Origin of the sequence: Aquincola tertiaricarbonis, assembly GCF_023573145.1 — a bacterium.
Classification (GTDB): Bacteria; Pseudomonadota; Gammaproteobacteria; order Burkholderiales; family Burkholderiaceae_C; genus Aquincola; species Aquincola tertiaricarbonis_B.
In genome coordinates, this window is sequence record NZ_CP097635.1 from 1,211,793 (window position 1) to 1,226,852 (window position 15,060).

Annotated in this window: 15 protein-coding genes and 1 pseudogene; 9 read left to right on the plus strand and 7 right to left on the minus strand. The window is 71.9% G+C overall.

The annotated features are described in order from the left end of the window. Positions 1 to 27: 27 nt before the first annotated feature. Positions 28 to 468: a general stress protein gene (locus MW290_RS05635; RefSeq protein WP_250196283.1), complete on the minus strand. Its 441-nt coding sequence runs from the start codon at positions 466 to 468 to the stop codon at positions 28 to 30. A 157-nt stretch (positions 469 to 625) separates the two neighbouring features. On the opposite strand from MW290_RS05635, the gene MW290_RS05640 reads away from it, so the two are divergent. After that, positions 626 to 1,384 (plus strand): alpha/beta hydrolase, encoded by a 759-nt coding sequence (locus MW290_RS05640; protein ID WP_250196284.1) that lies wholly within the window; start codon positions 626 to 628, stop codon positions 1,382 to 1,384. On the opposite strand, the gene MW290_RS05645 is transcribed toward MW290_RS05640, so the two are convergent. Then, positions 1,381 to 2,427 carry an alpha/beta fold hydrolase gene (locus MW290_RS05645; protein ID WP_250196285.1) on the minus strand — a complete coding sequence of 349 codons (1,047 nt, stop codon included), beginning with the start codon at positions 2,425 to 2,427 and terminating at the stop codon, positions 1,381 to 1,383. The genes MW290_RS05640 and MW290_RS05645 overlap by 4 nt on opposite strands. A gap of 15 nt (positions 2,428 to 2,442) precedes the next feature. Beyond that, positions 2,443 to 2,877 carry a DoxX family protein gene (locus tag MW290_RS05650; RefSeq protein ID WP_250196286.1) on the minus strand — a complete coding sequence of 145 codons (435 nt, stop codon included), beginning with the start codon at positions 2,875 to 2,877 and terminating at the stop codon, positions 2,443 to 2,445. Between the two features lie 139 nt (positions 2,878 to 3,016). Here MW290_RS05650 and MW290_RS05655 point away from each other — a divergent pair, with 139 nt between their 5' ends. From MW290_RS05655 to MW290_RS05670, 4 genes and pseudogenes are all read left to right on the plus strand, one after another. Further along, entirely contained in the window at positions 3,017 to 4,582 is a 1,566-nt protein-coding gene (locus MW290_RS05655) for a methyl-accepting chemotaxis protein (RefSeq protein ID WP_250196287.1), read from the plus strand. A gap of 74 nt (positions 4,583 to 4,656) precedes the next feature. Further along, positions 4,657 to 6,171, plus strand: a complete 1,515-nt coding sequence (locus MW290_RS05660; RefSeq protein WP_250196288.1) for a phage tail sheath family protein — start codon at positions 4,657 to 4,659, stop codon at positions 6,169 to 6,171. A gap of 223 nt (positions 6,172 to 6,394) precedes the next feature. Continuing rightward, complete coding sequence (locus MW290_RS05665; RefSeq protein ID WP_250196289.1) at positions 6,395 to 6,901, plus strand: FxDxF family PEP-CTERM protein; 507 nt, start codon at positions 6,395 to 6,397, stop codon at positions 6,899 to 6,901. A gap of 81 nt (positions 6,902 to 6,982) precedes the next feature. After that, positions 6,983 to 7,456, plus strand: a pseudogene (locus MW290_RS05670) (FxDxF family PEP-CTERM protein); the annotation flags it as partial. 34 nt (positions 7,457 to 7,490) lie between these two features. Here the strand turns inward: MW290_RS05670 and MW290_RS05675 are convergent. Further along, positions 7,491 to 8,042 carry a GNAT family N-acetyltransferase gene (locus MW290_RS05675; RefSeq protein WP_250196291.1) on the minus strand — a complete coding sequence of 184 codons (552 nt, stop codon included), beginning with the start codon at positions 8,040 to 8,042 and terminating at the stop codon, positions 7,491 to 7,493. Then, a complete protein-coding gene (locus MW290_RS05680; RefSeq protein ID WP_250196292.1) occupies positions 8,042 to 8,632 on the minus strand; it encodes a helix-turn-helix domain-containing protein in 591 nt (196 codons plus the stop codon). Before MW290_RS05680 ends, MW290_RS05675 begins: the two co-directional genes overlap by 1 nt. 142 nt (positions 8,633 to 8,774) lie before the next feature. Between MW290_RS05680 and MW290_RS05685 the strand changes: the two genes are divergently transcribed. Both MW290_RS05685 and MW290_RS05690 read left to right on the plus strand, forming a co-directional pair. Further along, entirely contained in the window at positions 8,775 to 11,303 is a 2,529-nt protein-coding gene (locus MW290_RS05685) for a PAS domain S-box protein (protein WP_250196293.1), read from the plus strand. Between the two features lie 50 nt (positions 11,304 to 11,353). Beyond that, a complete protein-coding gene (locus tag MW290_RS05690; protein WP_250196294.1) occupies positions 11,354 to 12,040 on the plus strand; it encodes a response regulator transcription factor in 687 nt (228 codons plus the stop codon). 39 nt (positions 12,041 to 12,079) lie between these two features. Here the strand turns inward: MW290_RS05690 and MW290_RS05695 are convergent, their stop codons facing one another. After that, positions 12,080 to 12,352: a hypothetical protein gene (locus MW290_RS05695; RefSeq protein WP_250196295.1), complete on the minus strand. Its 273-nt coding sequence runs from the start codon at positions 12,350 to 12,352 to the stop codon at positions 12,080 to 12,082. A 100-nt stretch (positions 12,353 to 12,452) separates the two neighbouring features. Further along, positions 12,453 to 13,199, minus strand: coding sequence for a DUF6321 domain-containing protein (locus tag MW290_RS05700; RefSeq protein ID WP_250196296.1), 747 nt, complete (start codon positions 13,197 to 13,199; stop codon positions 12,453 to 12,455). Between the two features lie 133 nt (positions 13,200 to 13,332). Between MW290_RS05700 and MW290_RS05705 the strand changes: the two genes are divergently transcribed. Together MW290_RS05705 and MW290_RS05710 are read left to right on the plus strand one after the other, a co-directional pair. Next, entirely contained in the window at positions 13,333 to 13,725 is a 393-nt protein-coding gene (locus MW290_RS05705) for a PAS domain-containing protein (protein WP_250196297.1), read from the plus strand. Positions 13,726 to 13,727: 2 nt separating this feature from the next. Further along, positions 13,728 to 15,056, plus strand: coding sequence for a sensor domain-containing diguanylate cyclase (locus MW290_RS05710; RefSeq protein ID WP_250196298.1), 1,329 nt, complete (start codon positions 13,728 to 13,730; stop codon positions 15,054 to 15,056). The last annotated feature ends 4 nt before the right edge of the window (positions 15,057 to 15,060 follow it).

A 15,060-nucleotide genomic window follows, 5' to 3' on the forward strand; every position in this document is an offset into this window, starting at 1 on the left:
CTCAAGGCGGCCCGAAAGCCGAAGGCCTCAGGGTCGCGGGTCCACGGGGTCGCCGTTGGGCGCCGCACCGGTGGCCCGCGGCGTGGCCAGGCCTTCGCTCCAGCCGTCGGCACGCCACTCCTGGGCCTTGGCTTCGATGTCCACCGCGCCCGCCTGCTTCAGTGCCAGCGCGGCGGCGTCCACCTGCTGGTCCTGCGCCTCCACCTTCACCAGCGTCCAGCCCAGACGCATGGCCTGTGCATAGCGCGCCGTCTCGGGTTCGCTGTCGGGCTGGCTGAACAGGTCGGCCAGGAAGCTGCGCACGCTGCTCATCACGCCTTCTTCGTTGTGGGTGGCGCCCACGGTGCTGCCGCCAGGGCGGCCGGTGACATGGATCTGGCGTTCGTCGAAGCCGGCGGCCTGCAGCGTGTGCTGGGCGCGGTCCACGCCTTCAGGTCGGTCGAACACGCCGATGACGGTGCGGCTCATGGCAATCCTTTCAGGGTGCGTTGCGGTACCGGTGTGCGGCAACCCACATACCCGGCACCACGGCCTGCGGTCCTACAGCCGGCTGCGGGAGCCGCCCCTGGCAGCGCGCTGGCGCGAGGCGCAAGCTCGGGGCGACTCTGCTCCCTGGATGCCTGCCGTGACCGAAGCCGCCCTGCTGGCCCGACCTCCCCTCTCCCTCTTCGGCATCGAAGGCCTGCGTGCCGCCTTCGAGCTGATGTCCCACCAGATCCAGGCCTGCGTTCAGGCCGCCGAACCACCCCCGCCACCCGGCGACGGCCACCCGGTCATCATCTTCCCTGGCCTGGGCGCCGATGGCGCCACCGTCGGGCCGCTGCGCGAGCACTGCCGCCGCCTGGGTTACGCCGCGTCGGACTGGGGCCGCGGCTGCAACACCGGCGTCACCGGCGAGCCCGGCGCCTGGCTGCAAGGCTTGGCGCACGAGGTGCAGGCGCAGCTGTCGCCGCACGGCCAGCCGGCCACGCTGGTGGGCTGGAGCCTGGGCGGCATCTATGCCCGTGAACTGGCCCGGCTGCTGCCCGGCCAGGTTCGGCAGGTCATCACCATCGGCACGCCCTTTAATGCCGATGAGGACCACAGCAACGCCGGCTGGGTGCTGCGCATGCTGGGTTGCGGCGGCCCGGCGCTGGACCGCCGCTGGGCGGCGCGCCTGCGCAAGCCGCTGTCGGTGCCCAGCACCTCGATCTACAGCCGCAGCGACGGCGTGGTGGCCTGGGCCGCCTGCCGCCATCCGCGCGCCGGCCGCCTGGCCGAAGACGTGGAGGTGGAAGGCAGCCACCTGGGCATGGCCTGGAACCGGCAGGTGCTGCAGGTGCTGGCCGACCGGCTGGCGCAGCCGGCGGGCCAGTGGCGGCGCTATGCCGCCGTGACTGCCTAGCCTTCGCCTGTCACTGCGGCCACCACCTCGGCCAGCGCGCCGTGGTGCACCATGTGGCCCACGCCGCGCACGGCGGTGTAGCTGCTTTGCGGCAGCGCCTGGTGCAGCCGCTCAGAGTGGGCAGCGGGGTCGACGATGGCGTCGTCCACACCGGCCACGATGGCCACCGGCAGCTCCAGCTCGTGGTAGCGCTCGCTCAGGCTGCGGGCGGCCGGCATCATGAAGGCGGCGTCCTCGGCATTGGCGCGCAACTGCACCGGCCGCACCAGGATTTCCTTGTGCAGCGTCTCCAGGAAGTCCGGCGGGACCGGCTGTGGCTTGAACATGGCCTTGAGCGCCGGGTTCATCATCAGGCGGCTGCCCGCGGCGCTCACGGTGTAGCGCAGCACGTCGCCCACCAGCGGCAGGGCCACTGGCGTGGTGAGCAGCGCATCCACCCGCAGCGCCGGGTAGTGGTAGCCCGACAGCAGCACCAGCCGCTGCACCGCACCCGGGTGGTCCAGCGCCAGGGCCAGTGCCACCAGCGTGCCCATCGAATGGCCCACGACCATCGGCTTGTCGATGCCCAGTTGCTGCAAGGCCCGGTACAGCAGGTAGGCCTGGGCGGCCGGCGTCCACAGCCGGTCGCGCGGGCGCGTGCTGTGGCCGAAGCCCGGGCGGTCGAAGGCGATCACGCGGTGCGTGGCCGACAGCGCCTGCACCAGGCCGCTGGCCTCGAAATCGGCTGATGTGACGGCATTGCCGTGGATCAGCACCACCGGCGGGCCTTCACCCCACTCGGTGTAATGCAGCCGCACGCCTTCCAGCTCGACGAAGCGGCCGCCGGGCGGGTGTTCGCGCTCCGCCTGGCGGGCCTTGCCGGCTACCCACACCGCCAGCGCGCCGGCCACCAGGCCCACGGCAGCGGCCACCACCGTGCGGCCCGATACGCCCGTGGGGCGGCGGTGCAGCACCTGGCGGGCCTGCCGCTCCAGCGGCTGCAGCGCCGCCTTCAACTGGCGGCGCACCGCGGGACGCTTGGGAAGATAAGGATGAAAGCTCATTCAGGTTCCTGGCCGTCAGTTGTAGCGGCCGGCCACGCCACCGACGCTGTGGCGGCCTGCGCCCAGCAAGGCCACGGCCAGCGCGCCGAACAGGTACATGCCCTGCAACTCCAGCGCCCAGCCGCCCTGGTTGGTCATCGAGAACAGCTGCGCCTTGTGCGCCAGCGCGATGGCCACCACCATGTTGAAGGCCACGATCAAGGCTGCCGGCCGCGTGAACAGGCCCACGATGATGAGCAGCGGCGCCACCACCTCACCCACGTACACGCCATAAGCCAGCACCGGCGGCAGGCCGGCCTTTTCCACCATGCCGGCGATGCCGCCGATGCCGTTCATCAGCTTGGAGATGCCGTGCAGCAGGATCAGCACGCCCAGCGCCAGCCGCAGCACCAGCTTGCCGATGTCGTCATGGCTGCGGTAGGAAACGGGGGAACGTTGCGCATCGGCCATCGAGGGGCTCCAGAAGTGATGCTGCCGCTCAGCAACCCACATGCCCGCGACTTGATCGGGGCAAACCCTGCCCCAGCATTCAAGTCTGCCGGTCATCGGCTCGATAACGCGGTGTGTTGTCTCTGCAGTCGCCCCGGCCATGACCTCCCTGTTGTTGCAGCTCAAGCTGCGCTCGCGTCTCACGCTGTGCCTGGCCGCCGTGGCCTTGTTGATGACCATCGCCTCCGGCGTGGGCATCTGGCGCCTGCAAACCCTGGGCGACGTGGCCCAGCAGCTGGGAGGCCCCGCCGCCGAACGGGCGGTGCTGGCGCGTGAGCTGCACGGCATCGTCGAGATCAGCGCCTTCCGCGCCGAGGTGCTGCTGTCCAGCGACGACAAGGACCTGGCCACCCGCGTTGACGCGGACCGCAAGCGCACCTCCAAACGATCGGCCGAGCTGCGCAAGCGGCTTGAATCCTTGATCGACGACGAAGAGTCCGCCCGCCTGATGAAGGCACTGGACGCTGCGGGCGACCGCTTCCGCGACGTGCGCACCGCCATGGTCAAGCGCGACGCCGCCGGTGAAAAAGTGCCCGCCGCCGAGCTGGAAGGCGTGCTGCGGCCGGCGGCCGCCGCCTACGTGGAAGCGGTGGACGCGCTGGCCAGGCACGAGGCCCAACTGGTGGAAGAGCAGCGCGTCGATGCGCAGGCCTCGGCCCGCGAAGGCCAGGGCCTGCTGCTGGCCGGTGTGCTGGCCGGCATGGTGGCTTCGGCCGCGCTGGGCTGGGCGCTCACCGGCTCCATCCTGCAGCCGCTGAACCACGCGGCCCGCCTGGCGCGCCGCGTGGCCGCGGGCGACCTGACGCCCGAACCCGATGCGCCGCAAGGCCGCGACGAAGTCACCGGTCTGGTGGGCGAGCTGCAGGCCATGCAGGGCATGCTGTCGCAGCTGGTGCGTGAAGTGCAGATCGCCAGCGATTCCATCGCCACCGCCAGCCGCGAAGTGGCCACCGGCAACGTCGACCTGAGCCAGCGCACCGAGCAGACCGCCAGCAACCTGCAGGAAACCGCCAGCGCGATGGAGCAGCTGACCAGCACCGTGGCCCACAGCGCCCACGCCGCCACGCAGGCCAACCAGCTGGCCGGCGGCGCCTCGGCAGTGGCGCAGCGCGGCGGCACCGTGGTGGGCCAGGTGGTGGACACCATGCAGGCCATCAGCGCCAGCTCGCGCAAGATCGCCGACATCATCGGCGTGATCGACGGCATCGCCTTCCAGACCAACATCCTGGCCCTCAATGCCGCGGTGGAAGCCGCACGCGCCGGTGAACAGGGCCGTGGCTTCGCGGTGGTGGCCGGCGAAGTGCGCAGCCTGGCCCAGCGCAGCGCCGAGGCCGCCAAGGAGATCAAGAGCTTGATCGGCGCTTCGGTGGACAGCGTGGAATCGGGCGCGCGCCTGGTGCAGAACGCCGGCAGCACGATGCAGGAGATCGTGGACAGCGTGCGCCACGTCAGCCAGATCGTCAGCGAGATCACCAACGCCTCGGGCGAGCAGAGCACCGGCATCGGCGAGATCGGCCGCGCGGTGAGCGAGCTGGACCACATGACGCAGCAGAACGCCGCGCTGGTGGAGCAATCGGCTGCTGCCGCGCAAAGCCTGCAGGAGCAGGCCCAGCGCCTGGCCGGCGTGGCGGCCCGCTTCCGCGTGCCCGAAGGCCTGGCGGCCTAGGCGCCCGCGCCTAGGGATAGGGCCGGCCCGGCAGGGCGGCTAAGGTGAGGGGCCACGCCGCCCCTGACCGCCGCATGCCGACCCCTTTGCACATCCCCGGTGTCGCGATCGACGAGACGCCGACGGGCCTGCGCCCGGTGGCGGCGCAGCCCACCGCGGTGACGGTGTTCGCCGGCCGAGCCTGGCGCGGCCCGGTGGGCCAGCCCAGGCCGCTGCGCAGCCTGGGCGACTTCCTGCGCGAATTCGGGCCGGCGCCGGCCGGTGACCCCCTGGCCGCCGCGGTAGCCGACTTCTTCGCCAACGGCGGCAGCCAGGCGCTGCTGCTGCGGGTGTACCGGCCGCCCGAGCCCGAATCGGCCACGGTACCGGCCCCGGCCGGCCCCATGCCCCTGCCCGACGGCTGCGCTCGGCTGGCGCTGGGCGACCTGCTGCTGCGCGCCGCCGACCCCGGCCGCTGGGGCGATGGCCTGCAGGTCCAGCTGGGCCCGCACGCGCAGGATACCCAGCGCTTCGACCTGTGGGTGCAGGACCCTGGCAACGGCCAGGCCGAACAATTCAGCGGCCTGAGCCTGCAGCCCGGCCACCCGATGGAAGCCGGGCCGGTGCTGCAGGCGCAGTCGCGGCTGCTGCGGCTGCAGGCGCCGGTGCCCGATGCACCGCCGCCCGCCGGCACCGCCCGCCTGCTGCGCCCCGGCAGCGACGGCGGACCACTGACCCCGGCCGACCTGCTGGGCGACGAGGCCGCCGGCAGCGGCCTGCAGGCGCTGGCGGCCGGCCCGGCCTTCCAACTGCTGTGCCTGCCACCACCCGATGCACACACCGACTGGCCGCCCGCACTGTGGTCCGCCGTAGCCCGCCTGGCCCGGCAGCAGCGCGCAGTGCTGCTGATCGACCCACCATCGACCTGGCGCACCGTGGACGATGCGTTGGCCGGTGCGTCCGCGCTGTGCGAAGGCCAGCCCGATGCGGCGCTCTGGTTCCCGCGGCTGGCCGGCCCCGACGGCCTGCGCGCGCCCTGCGGCGCCGTGGCGGGCGTCATCGCCCGCACCGACGCCCAGCGCGGCGTGTGGAAGGCGCCGGCCGGCCTCGATGCCCGGCTGGTGGGCGTGGCCGGACTGGCCCTCACGCTGACGGACCTGCAGCTGGGGCGGCTGAATCCGCGTGCCATCAATGGCCTGCGTACCGTGCCCGGCGGCAGGCCGGCGGTGTGGGGTGCCCGCACGCGCGACGGCGCCGATGAACGAGCCAGCGAGTTCAAGTACCTGCCGGTGCGGCGGCTGGCGCTGCACATCGAGGACAGCTTGCTGCGCGGCCTGACCTGGGCGGTGTTCGAGCCCGATGCCGAGCCGCTGTGGGCGCAACTGCGGCTGCATGCGGGCAGCTTCATGTACAAGCTGTTCCGGCAGGGCGCGTTCCAGGGCAGCCGCCCGGCCGACGCCTACTTCGTGCACTGCGACGCAGCCACCACCCATGCCGAGGACCAGCGGCGCGGCGTGGTGCGGCTGCACGTGGGCTTTGCGCCGCTGAGACCCTCGGAGTTCGTGGTGCTGCGGCTGGCGCTGCAGGCCACGCCGACCGTGGAAGGCTGAGCCGCCCCTGGCCCGGCGCCTGTGGCGCCGATGCCGAAACCGCGGCACAGGCGACTGCGCACCGGCGCCTGCGGCGTGAAGGCCTTCACGCCGCGCCGTTGGCAGGCGGCCGGACACCCCTCTTCAGGGGGCCCGCCAGAGGGGGAGGTCTTTCCAGAATCGCGCCTCGCCTTCCGCAAGGCCCGATGTCCGGGTCGGGGAGGCACCGGAAGTCCCCCTCGTCATGAAGAAGACCCTGCTTGCTGCCGCCATCGCGCTGTCCACCACCTTCGCCAGCGCGGCCCCGGTGTCCATCGCCTTCGATGCCGACGACACCGCCGCCTTCTGGAGCAAGCCCGCAGCCGGCAGCTTCACCGACGAATACGTCTTCACCGTGCCCTACCAACTGTCGGCGCTGAGCGCCAGCGTCACCACCAGCATCGTGGGCAACCGGGACATCGACTTCAGCCGCGTGTACCTGACCGACGGCAGCAGCACGCTCTTCAACTTCCTGCAGACGTCCACCGACGCCACCGGCTCGGAGCAATGGGCGCTGACCGATGCGCCGCTGCTGGCGGGCATCAACTACCACCTGTTCCTGGAAGGCAGCTCGGCGGCCACCGGCGCGTTGTACGCCGGCGAGCTGTCGGTGATGCCCGCCTCCGCGGTGCCCGAGCCCGGCTCGGTGGCCCTGGTGCTGGCCGGCCTGGGCGCCGCCGGCCTGGTGGGCTGGCGCCGCCGCCGCGCCTGAGCGCGCATCCCCGTCTCCCTCCTCCCTCTTCACCAACGCCCTTTGCGGGCCATCACCATGAAACAAGCCTTCGTTGCCACCGCCCTCGCCCTGGCCGCCGCCACCGCCTTCGCGGTGCCGACCACGCTGACCTTCGATGACGATCAGACCGCGCTGATCTCCGGCAAGCCGGCCAAGGGCAGCTTCCTGGACGAGTTCCTGTTCGAGGTGCCGTTCGCGCAGTCGACCGTCAGCTCCAGCCTGACGACCAGCATCAATGGCGCCAAGGACATCGACTTCACCAGCATCACCGTCACCAACGGCAGCCAGACGCTGTACAGCTTCACCCAGACCGCCTTCGACGCCACCGGCGCCGAGCAATGGACGCTGAGCAACGCGCAGCTGACCGCCGGCACCACCTACCACCTGCTGCTAGCCGGCACCTCGGCCGTGGGCGGCACCCGCTACACCGGCGACCTGTCGGCCGTGGCCGCCGTGCCCGAGCCCTCGACCTGGGCCATGGCCCTGGCCGGCCTGGCCGCCGTGGGCGCCATCGCCCGCCGCCGCCGCGCCTGAAGCGCTTGAACGGGGCGGTGCAACGCCGCCCCGGCTACGCGGCCAGGTGCTTGAAGTAGAAGGTCGTGCCGCAGGGCCGGCCATCGGGCATCAGCGCATAGAAGGGCACGTCGCCCACCCGCTGCCAGCCGGCGCGCTGGTACAGCCGCTCGGCATCGCCACCGGTCACGGTGTCCAGCACCAGCACCTGGCGGCCCTCGGCCCGGGCCTGCACTTCCAGCGCCGCCATCAGACGCGCCCCCACGCCGTGGCGCCGGGCGCTGCGGTGCACCAGCATCTTGGCCACGTCGGCACGGTGGGGCTGGTTGTCGGGCAGGTCCAGCACCGCCTGCACCGTGCCCACCACCCGGCCCTGCAGCTCGGCCACCATCAGCACCCGCTGGCCGCGGGCCGTGGCGGCCAGCACCTGCTGCCAGAAGGCCAGGGCCCGCTCGCGCGGCAGAGGCCACATGAAGCTGACCGACGCGCCGCCCTCCACGCAATCCAGCAGCACGTCGGCCAGCTGCCCGGCCAGGCGCGCGCCCTGCGCGGCATCACGGGCCTCATCGGCGCCGATGCGGCGCAAGGTGGGTGGCTCGTCGATCATCAGGTTCTCCGGTTGGGAAAGCTGGGCACGGTGGCCAGCGCCACCAGGTAGCGCGCCGGCTTGCGGCCGGGGTTGCGATAGGCGATGGGTTGGTCCAGCCGCATGGCCAGGCAGTCGCCGGTGTTCAGGTGCCACAGGGTGGCGCCCACGGTCACCTCCATCTGGCCGTCGATCATCCACACCTGCTGGTGGATCTCCGCGTCGCGCCCGGCACTGTCCAGCGCCACGCGCTGACCCGGCGGAAAGATCACGTCCACCAGCTGCAGGGCCGAACCCACCGGCGGCGACACGTTGCGGCGCACATAGCCGGAGGCCGGGTCCGTCCATACCGGCTGCTCGGCCACGCGGGCCAGCGGCGAAGGCTCGGCCGCAGCCTGGCCTTCAGCCGGCTCGAACAGCGAGGCCAGCGCCACGCCCAGCGCCGTGGCCAGGCGGTCCAGCACCGCGGCCGTGGGGCTGCTCTGGCCGCGCTCGATCAGTGAGATGTTGGAGCGGCTGACGCCGCTGCGCTCGGCCAAGGCGTCGAGCGACAGGCCCAGCTGCTGCCGCAGGCTGCGCACACGATGGGCGATGAGCTGATGGACGTCCATGTCCTCCAGTTTACTGGACAAGTTATCCAGTTTTCTGACATTCATAGCGCGCGGCGCGCACGCCTGTCCGTTCAATGACGGGCTTTCCGTGGTGCTAATGCCAGTAACAAGCGCGGCTGGGACCGCCACAATCGCGGCCAGCATGGAAGTAGCCAACGCCCCGATCGCCGACGCACGCCCCGCGCGGGCCGCGCATGCGCCGGTGGAACGCCGTGCCGCCCTGTCCTGGCTGGTGCTGCTGATCGTGATCACCAGCGCGCTGGTGGCCACGCTGTCCTACGTGTCCCTGCGCAGCAGCCGCGAGGCCTACAGCCAGCGTGCGCTGGACGCGGTGCAGAACCTGGCCGGCGGCATGCAGCAGGCGGTGGCCGCCGACCTCGACCGCGTGGCCATCACGCTCGATTCGTTCGCGATGGCCTTCGAGCGCGCCACGGCCGATGGCGCCGCACCCGACCAGGCGCTGCGCGAGCTGGTGGCCGAACACCAGCGCCTGGCCCCCGCGCGCGCCACCTTGCGCGTGGCCTCGGCCGACGGCGAGCTGCGCTTCGGCGACCACCCGCCCGGTGCGCCGCCGGTGAACATCGGCGACCGGCCCTACTTCGCCCAGGCGCGCGATGCCTTCAACGACGAAGTGGTGGTGTCGGAGCCGCTGCGCTCACGCGTCAACGGCGAGTGGGTCATCATCGTGGCGCGCCGCCTGACCGCGCCCAACGGCCAGTTCGCGGGCGTGGCCGCGGTGGACCTGGACACGCGCCACTTCGAACGCCTGTTCGATGCGGTGCACCTGGGTCGGCAAGGCGCCATCGCGCTGCGCAGCAGCACGCTGGCGCTGGTGGCGCGCCGCTCGGGCGACCCCAGCCTGCCGGCCGCGGAGATCGGCTCGCTCAACGTCTCGGCCGAGCTGCGCGAGGCCTTGCAGCGCGGCCCGCAGGTGGGCAGCTACATCGCCCGGGTGGCGTCCGACGGCATCGAGCGCGCCAATGCCTACCGCCGGCTGGAGCGCTACCCGCTGATCGTGATCGCCGGTATGGCGACGTCGGATTACCTGGACGCCTGGCGCCGCGAGGTGGCCGTGGTGGGCCTGCTGGCCACGCTGGTGGTGGCGGCGCTGGCGCTGTCGTCGATGTTCATCTGGCGGGCCTGGCAGCGCGCGGCCGACAACGCGCGCGCCGCGCAGCGTGAGGCCCACCGCCACCGCGCGCTGATGCTCACCGCCAGCGACGGCATCCACGTGCTGGACCGCGAGGGCCGCATCGTGGAGCTCAACGAGTCCTTCGCGGCCATGCTGGGCCACCGCCGCGAAGCGATGCTGGGCATGCACGTGAGCGAATGGGACGTGCGGTCGTCCCGCGAGGCCCTGACCCGGCTGGTGCGCAAGGTGCGCGTGGGCGACCGCTTCAAGGTGCTGACGCGCCACCGCAAGCAGGACGGCCAGATCCTGGATGTGGAAGTGGCCGTGGTGGGTGTCTACATCGACGGCCAGGAGCTGCTGTACTGCTCGGCCCGCGACGTGACCGCGCGCAGCGAGGCCGAGCGCGAGCTGATGGCCAGCCGCGCGCTGCTGGACCGCACCGGCCGCCTGGCCCGCGTGGGCGGCTGGGAAGTGGACCTGCGTAGCGGCAGCCTCACCTGGTCGGACGAGACCTGCCGCATCCACGGCGTGCCGGTGGGCCACCAGCCCACGCTGGCGCAGGCGCTGGAGTTCACCGAGCCGGCGCACCGGCCGATGATCGAGACCGCCATCGACCTGGCGCTGCACGAGGGCAAGCCCTGGGACCTGCAGCTGGGCCTGCACACCGCCGACGGCCGCCAGGCCTGGGTTCGTTCGGTCGGCGCGGCCGAGTTCGAGGGCCGGCAGGCCGTGCGGCTGGTGGGCGCCATCCAGGACATCACCGAGAGCGAGCAACGCCGCACCGAGCTGGCCCGGGAGCAGGCGTTGCGCAGCGAGGTGGAACGCCATGCGGCCGAACTGGCGACGCTGCTGCAGGAGCGGAGCAACATGCTGGACGTGATGGCGCATGAGGTGCGCCAGCCGCTCAACAACGCCTCGGCCGCGCTGCAGGGCGCGGCCACCGCGATGGCCGGCCTGACCGACCAGGTGGCGCTGCAGCGCGTGACCCGCGCGCAGGCGGTGATGGGCCATGTGCTGGCCAGCATCGACAACACGCTGGCGGTGGCCTCGCTGCTGGGCCGCGCCGGCCCCATCGAGCGCTCGGACACCGACATCGACACCCTGGTGGCGGTGTGCGTGGCCGACATGCCGGCCGCCGAACGCCACCGCGTGGTGGTGGAACGCGTGACCAGCACCCGCACGGCGCTGATGGACATGAGCCTGATGCGGCTGGCGCTGCGCAACCTGCTGTCCAACGCGCTGAAGTACAGCCCGGCCGGCGCGCCGGTGACGGTGCGGCTGTCGGACTCCGACGAGCCGCTGGCACTGCTGATCGACGTGACCGACCAGGGGCCGGGCGTGCCGCCGGAACTGGCCTCGCGCCTGTTCGAGCGCGGCGTGCGTGGCCACCATCCGGGCGGGCCCGCCGGCCTGGGCCTGGGCCTGTACATCGTGCGCCGCGTGATGGAGCTGCACCGGGGCCGCGTGCTGGTGGTGGAGCCACCGCCCACGTCAGGTCTGACGATCAGGCTGGTGATTGAGCAGGAGTCCGGTGAATAGGGATGCACCGGCTGCGTTACGCTCCCATCTTTGTATTTCCTTGACGCGCAATGCTTCCGCAAACATTGGCGCTCGTCGACGACGACCTGGAGTTCTCCGAATTCCTGGCACTCGACTTGCGCAGCCGGGGCCTGGAGGTGAAGGTCTATGCCGACAGTAGCGATCTGCTGGCCGACCCCGACGGCTTCCGCTTCGACTTCTACATCCTCGATCTCTCGCTGCCCGGCGTCGACGGCGTCGAGCTGATCCGCATCCTGCGGCGCCGCAGCAGCGCGGGCGTGCTGGTGGTCTCGGGCCGCCTGGCGCCCGACGTGTTCGAAGCGGTGATCACCGCCGGTGCCGACATGTACCTGGCCAAGCCCGTGGGCTTCGACCAGGTGGCGCTGGCCGTTCGTGCGGTGCAGCGGCGTGCCGTGGCCGCCCGCGAGCAGGTGCAGAGCTGGCGCCTGGACCGCCGGGCCAGCGAGCTGATCGCCCCCGACGGCGCCAAGGTGTCGCTCAGCGCCAGCGACCTGGCCGTGATGGAGTGCTTCCTGGAAGCCGGCGGTGAGCCGGTGACCCGCGAGACGCTGCGCCAGCGCCTGGGCCGCGACTCTCCCGACCATCCGGACAACCTGCTGCACGCCACCATCTACCGGCTGCGGCGGCGCATCGAGCGCGCCACGCCGATGGTGGTGCCGCTGCAGTCGCAGTCCCGCGTGGGCTACGTGTTCCGCGGCACCTTGGCGGTAGCCTGAGTTAAATCATCCAGCTCGCCGGGCTAGCGCCTACCCGGGCTAGCGTGACGCGGCCGCACCCATGCCCGGTGCGGACGCGGGCCCCGACTGGGCGCCGGCCTTGGCCGGCTTCTTGGTGGCCACGCCCGACTTGGCGGCCTCTTCGGCGACAGGCGGACGGGCCGCCTTGTTGCCCTGGGTGCCCGGCATGGAAGCCGAGCTGGCCGCCGGTGCGGGGCTGGTCTGCGCGACGGCCAGGCCGGTGGCGCCAGCCAGCAACCAGGCTGCAAGCAGGGCGGGAAGCGCTGCGGTCGATCGAGCGGAACGGTGCATGGCGTGTCTCCTTCGGATGTGAGTCAAGGCGAGCGGCGGCTCCAGGCCGGCCGTTGCCGCTGCTGCGGCCGATGGCCGGGGCAATCGGCGCGCCGAGGCTTCAGCCGGCCGACTTGAGACGCTGGTAGCGCGCCAGCAGCCGGCGGCCCGCCTCGGCGATGCGCCGGGCCTGGGCTTCGGTGGTGGGCACCTTCTCGCCCCAGGCATGCGCCGACAACGCCAACCGCGTGGGTCGGCCCTGGCGGTCCACCAGCGGCGGCAGCGGGTCGCGGCCATAGAAGCGCACCGCCCAGCTGCCCTTGCGCTTCATCTCTTCAGGCGTCATCTCGCTCACCTTCTTCTTGACGCCCGGCTTCAGGTGAGCGCCCTCGGTGCGGGCGTACTCGGCGCGGCCGGCGGCGGTGAGCCCACCCGCCGGGTCGCGGGTGGCGGCCTTGCTGGCGGGCGCCTTCTTGGCAGCGGCTTTCTTGGCCGGTGCTTTCCTGGCTGCCGTCTTCCTGGCGGCTGACTTCTTGGCGGCCACCTTCTTGGTGGCGACCTTCTTGGCCGCCGGCTTGGTGGTGGCAGCCTTCTTCGCCGGCGCCTGCTTGGCAGCGCTCTTCTTGGCAGCACTCTTCTTGGCCGCCGTCTTTTTTGCGGCGGCCTTCTTGGCAGGCGCCTTCTTCGCCGCCTCGGCCGCATGCATGTTGTCCACCAGGTTCGGATAGGGCCGGCCGGCCTTCTTGGCCGCGCGCTTGGCGGCGGCCTTCTGCTGCGGGCTCAGGTGCTTGGCGGACTGGCCGCTGCCGTCCTTCGGGTTGCGGCGGTTCCAGGGCGCCTGGGCGGAAGCGGTCTTGCGAGCGGGCATGGCGTGATCGGCAAGGTGGCACGGTGGCCGGAGCCGCGGATCGGCAAGCCCTGTGCCCAGGCCGTTCGCCTCAAGTTGCCCGGCGGGCGGCCGATCACCACCGTGTTGGCCCCGGCCGTACCCCGCAGTACCCATGACGTCCTCCGCCCTTGCCGCTTCCTTCGCCGACGCGGCCCTGCTGCCCCAGCTCCACCAGGCCGCCGACACGGAGCTGGACACGCTGGACTTCGGCGTCATCGGCTTCGATGCCGAAGGCTTCGTCCGCCGCTACAACCTCTTCGAATCGCGCGCCGCCGGTCTTTCGCCGCAACGGGTGCTGGGCCATGCCCTGTTCACCGTGGTGGCGCCCTGCATGAACAACTTCCTCGTGGCCCAGCGCTTCGAGGATGCCGCCGCCCAGGCCGTGCCGCTGGACGAGACCATCGACTACGTGCTGACGCTGCGCATGCGGCCCGTGAAGGTGAAGCTGCGACTGCTGGCCGCGCCCGGCGATGCGCTGCGCTACGTGCTGGTCAACCGCGGCTGAACATGCAACTCGCCCACCCCGGACTGGAAGAAGAGTTCGAGGCGCTGACGCAGTTCCTGTACATGGCGCCCATCGGGCTGGTGCAGCTGCGGCCTGACGGTGAGATCCTGATGATCAACCCGCTGTGCGCCCAGCTGCTGATCCCGCTGTCGCCACGGGGCGACCTGTCCAACCTCTTTACCGCACTGGCCGACCTGGTGCCTGACCTGGCGCACCAGGTGGCCAACTTCACCGCGCGCGACGGCGTGGTGTGTGACGCCATGCAGCTGCCCGTGCGCGGCCTGGCCGGCAGCCGCGATGCGCCCCGCATGCTCTCGCTCACGCTGCTGAAGCTGGACGACGAGCGGCTGATGGCGATGCTGAGCGACGTGACCCAGCAGGTGCAGCGCGAACAGGCGCTGCGCCAGAACCATGCCTGGATCCACACGCTGGCCACCGGCCTGACCGACTACACGCTGATGACGCTGGATGCCCAGGGGCGCGTGCAGAGCTGGAACCCCAGCGTCAAGCGCGTGACCGGCCACGGCCGGGCCAGCGTGGTGAACCAGAGCTGCGCCCTCTTCTACCCCGAAGGCACCATGAGCCCCGAGCGCCTGGCCGACCGGCTGGCCGATGCCAGCCGCAGCGGCTGGAGCCTGGACGAAGGCTGGCGCCAGCATGCCGACGGCAGCCGCTACTGGGGCAGCTGCCTGCTGGCGCCGCTGCATGCGCCCGACACGCAGGCAGCGGCCGACCAGGGCTTCACGCTGATCATCCGCGACGTGTCGGACCAGCGCGAGTCGACCGAAGCGCTGCGCCGTTCGGTGATGAGCGACCACCTCACCGGCGTGGCCAACCGCCGCGCCTTCTTCGACGCCGCCGAGAACGAGGTGCAGCACTGGCTGCGCGCGCCGCGCTCGCTGTCGCTGGTGCTGGTCGATGCCGACCACTTCAAGCGCATCAACGACGCCCACGGCCATGCCGCCGGCGACGCGGTGCTGCGTCACCTGGCCGCCGGCCTGAAGGCCGCGTTCCGCGAGGTGGACGTGGTGGCCCGGCTGGGGGGGGAGGAGTTCGTGGTGCTGCTGCCCGGCGCCAACCTGGACGCCGCCGAGGGCCTGGCACGGCGCGTGTGCCGCGAGATCGCCAGCCGCGCGGTGGAGGTGGAAGGCAGTTTGATCCGCTACACCATCAGCGCCGGCGTGGCCACGATGGAGCCCGGCATCGACGACGTGGACACGCTGGTCAAGCGGGCCGATGCCGCGATGTACGCCGCCAAGCACAGCGGGCGCAACCGCGTGGTGCGTTGGGATACCAGCCTGCGCGGCGCTGCCGTGCCGCGCCCGGCCTGAGTCA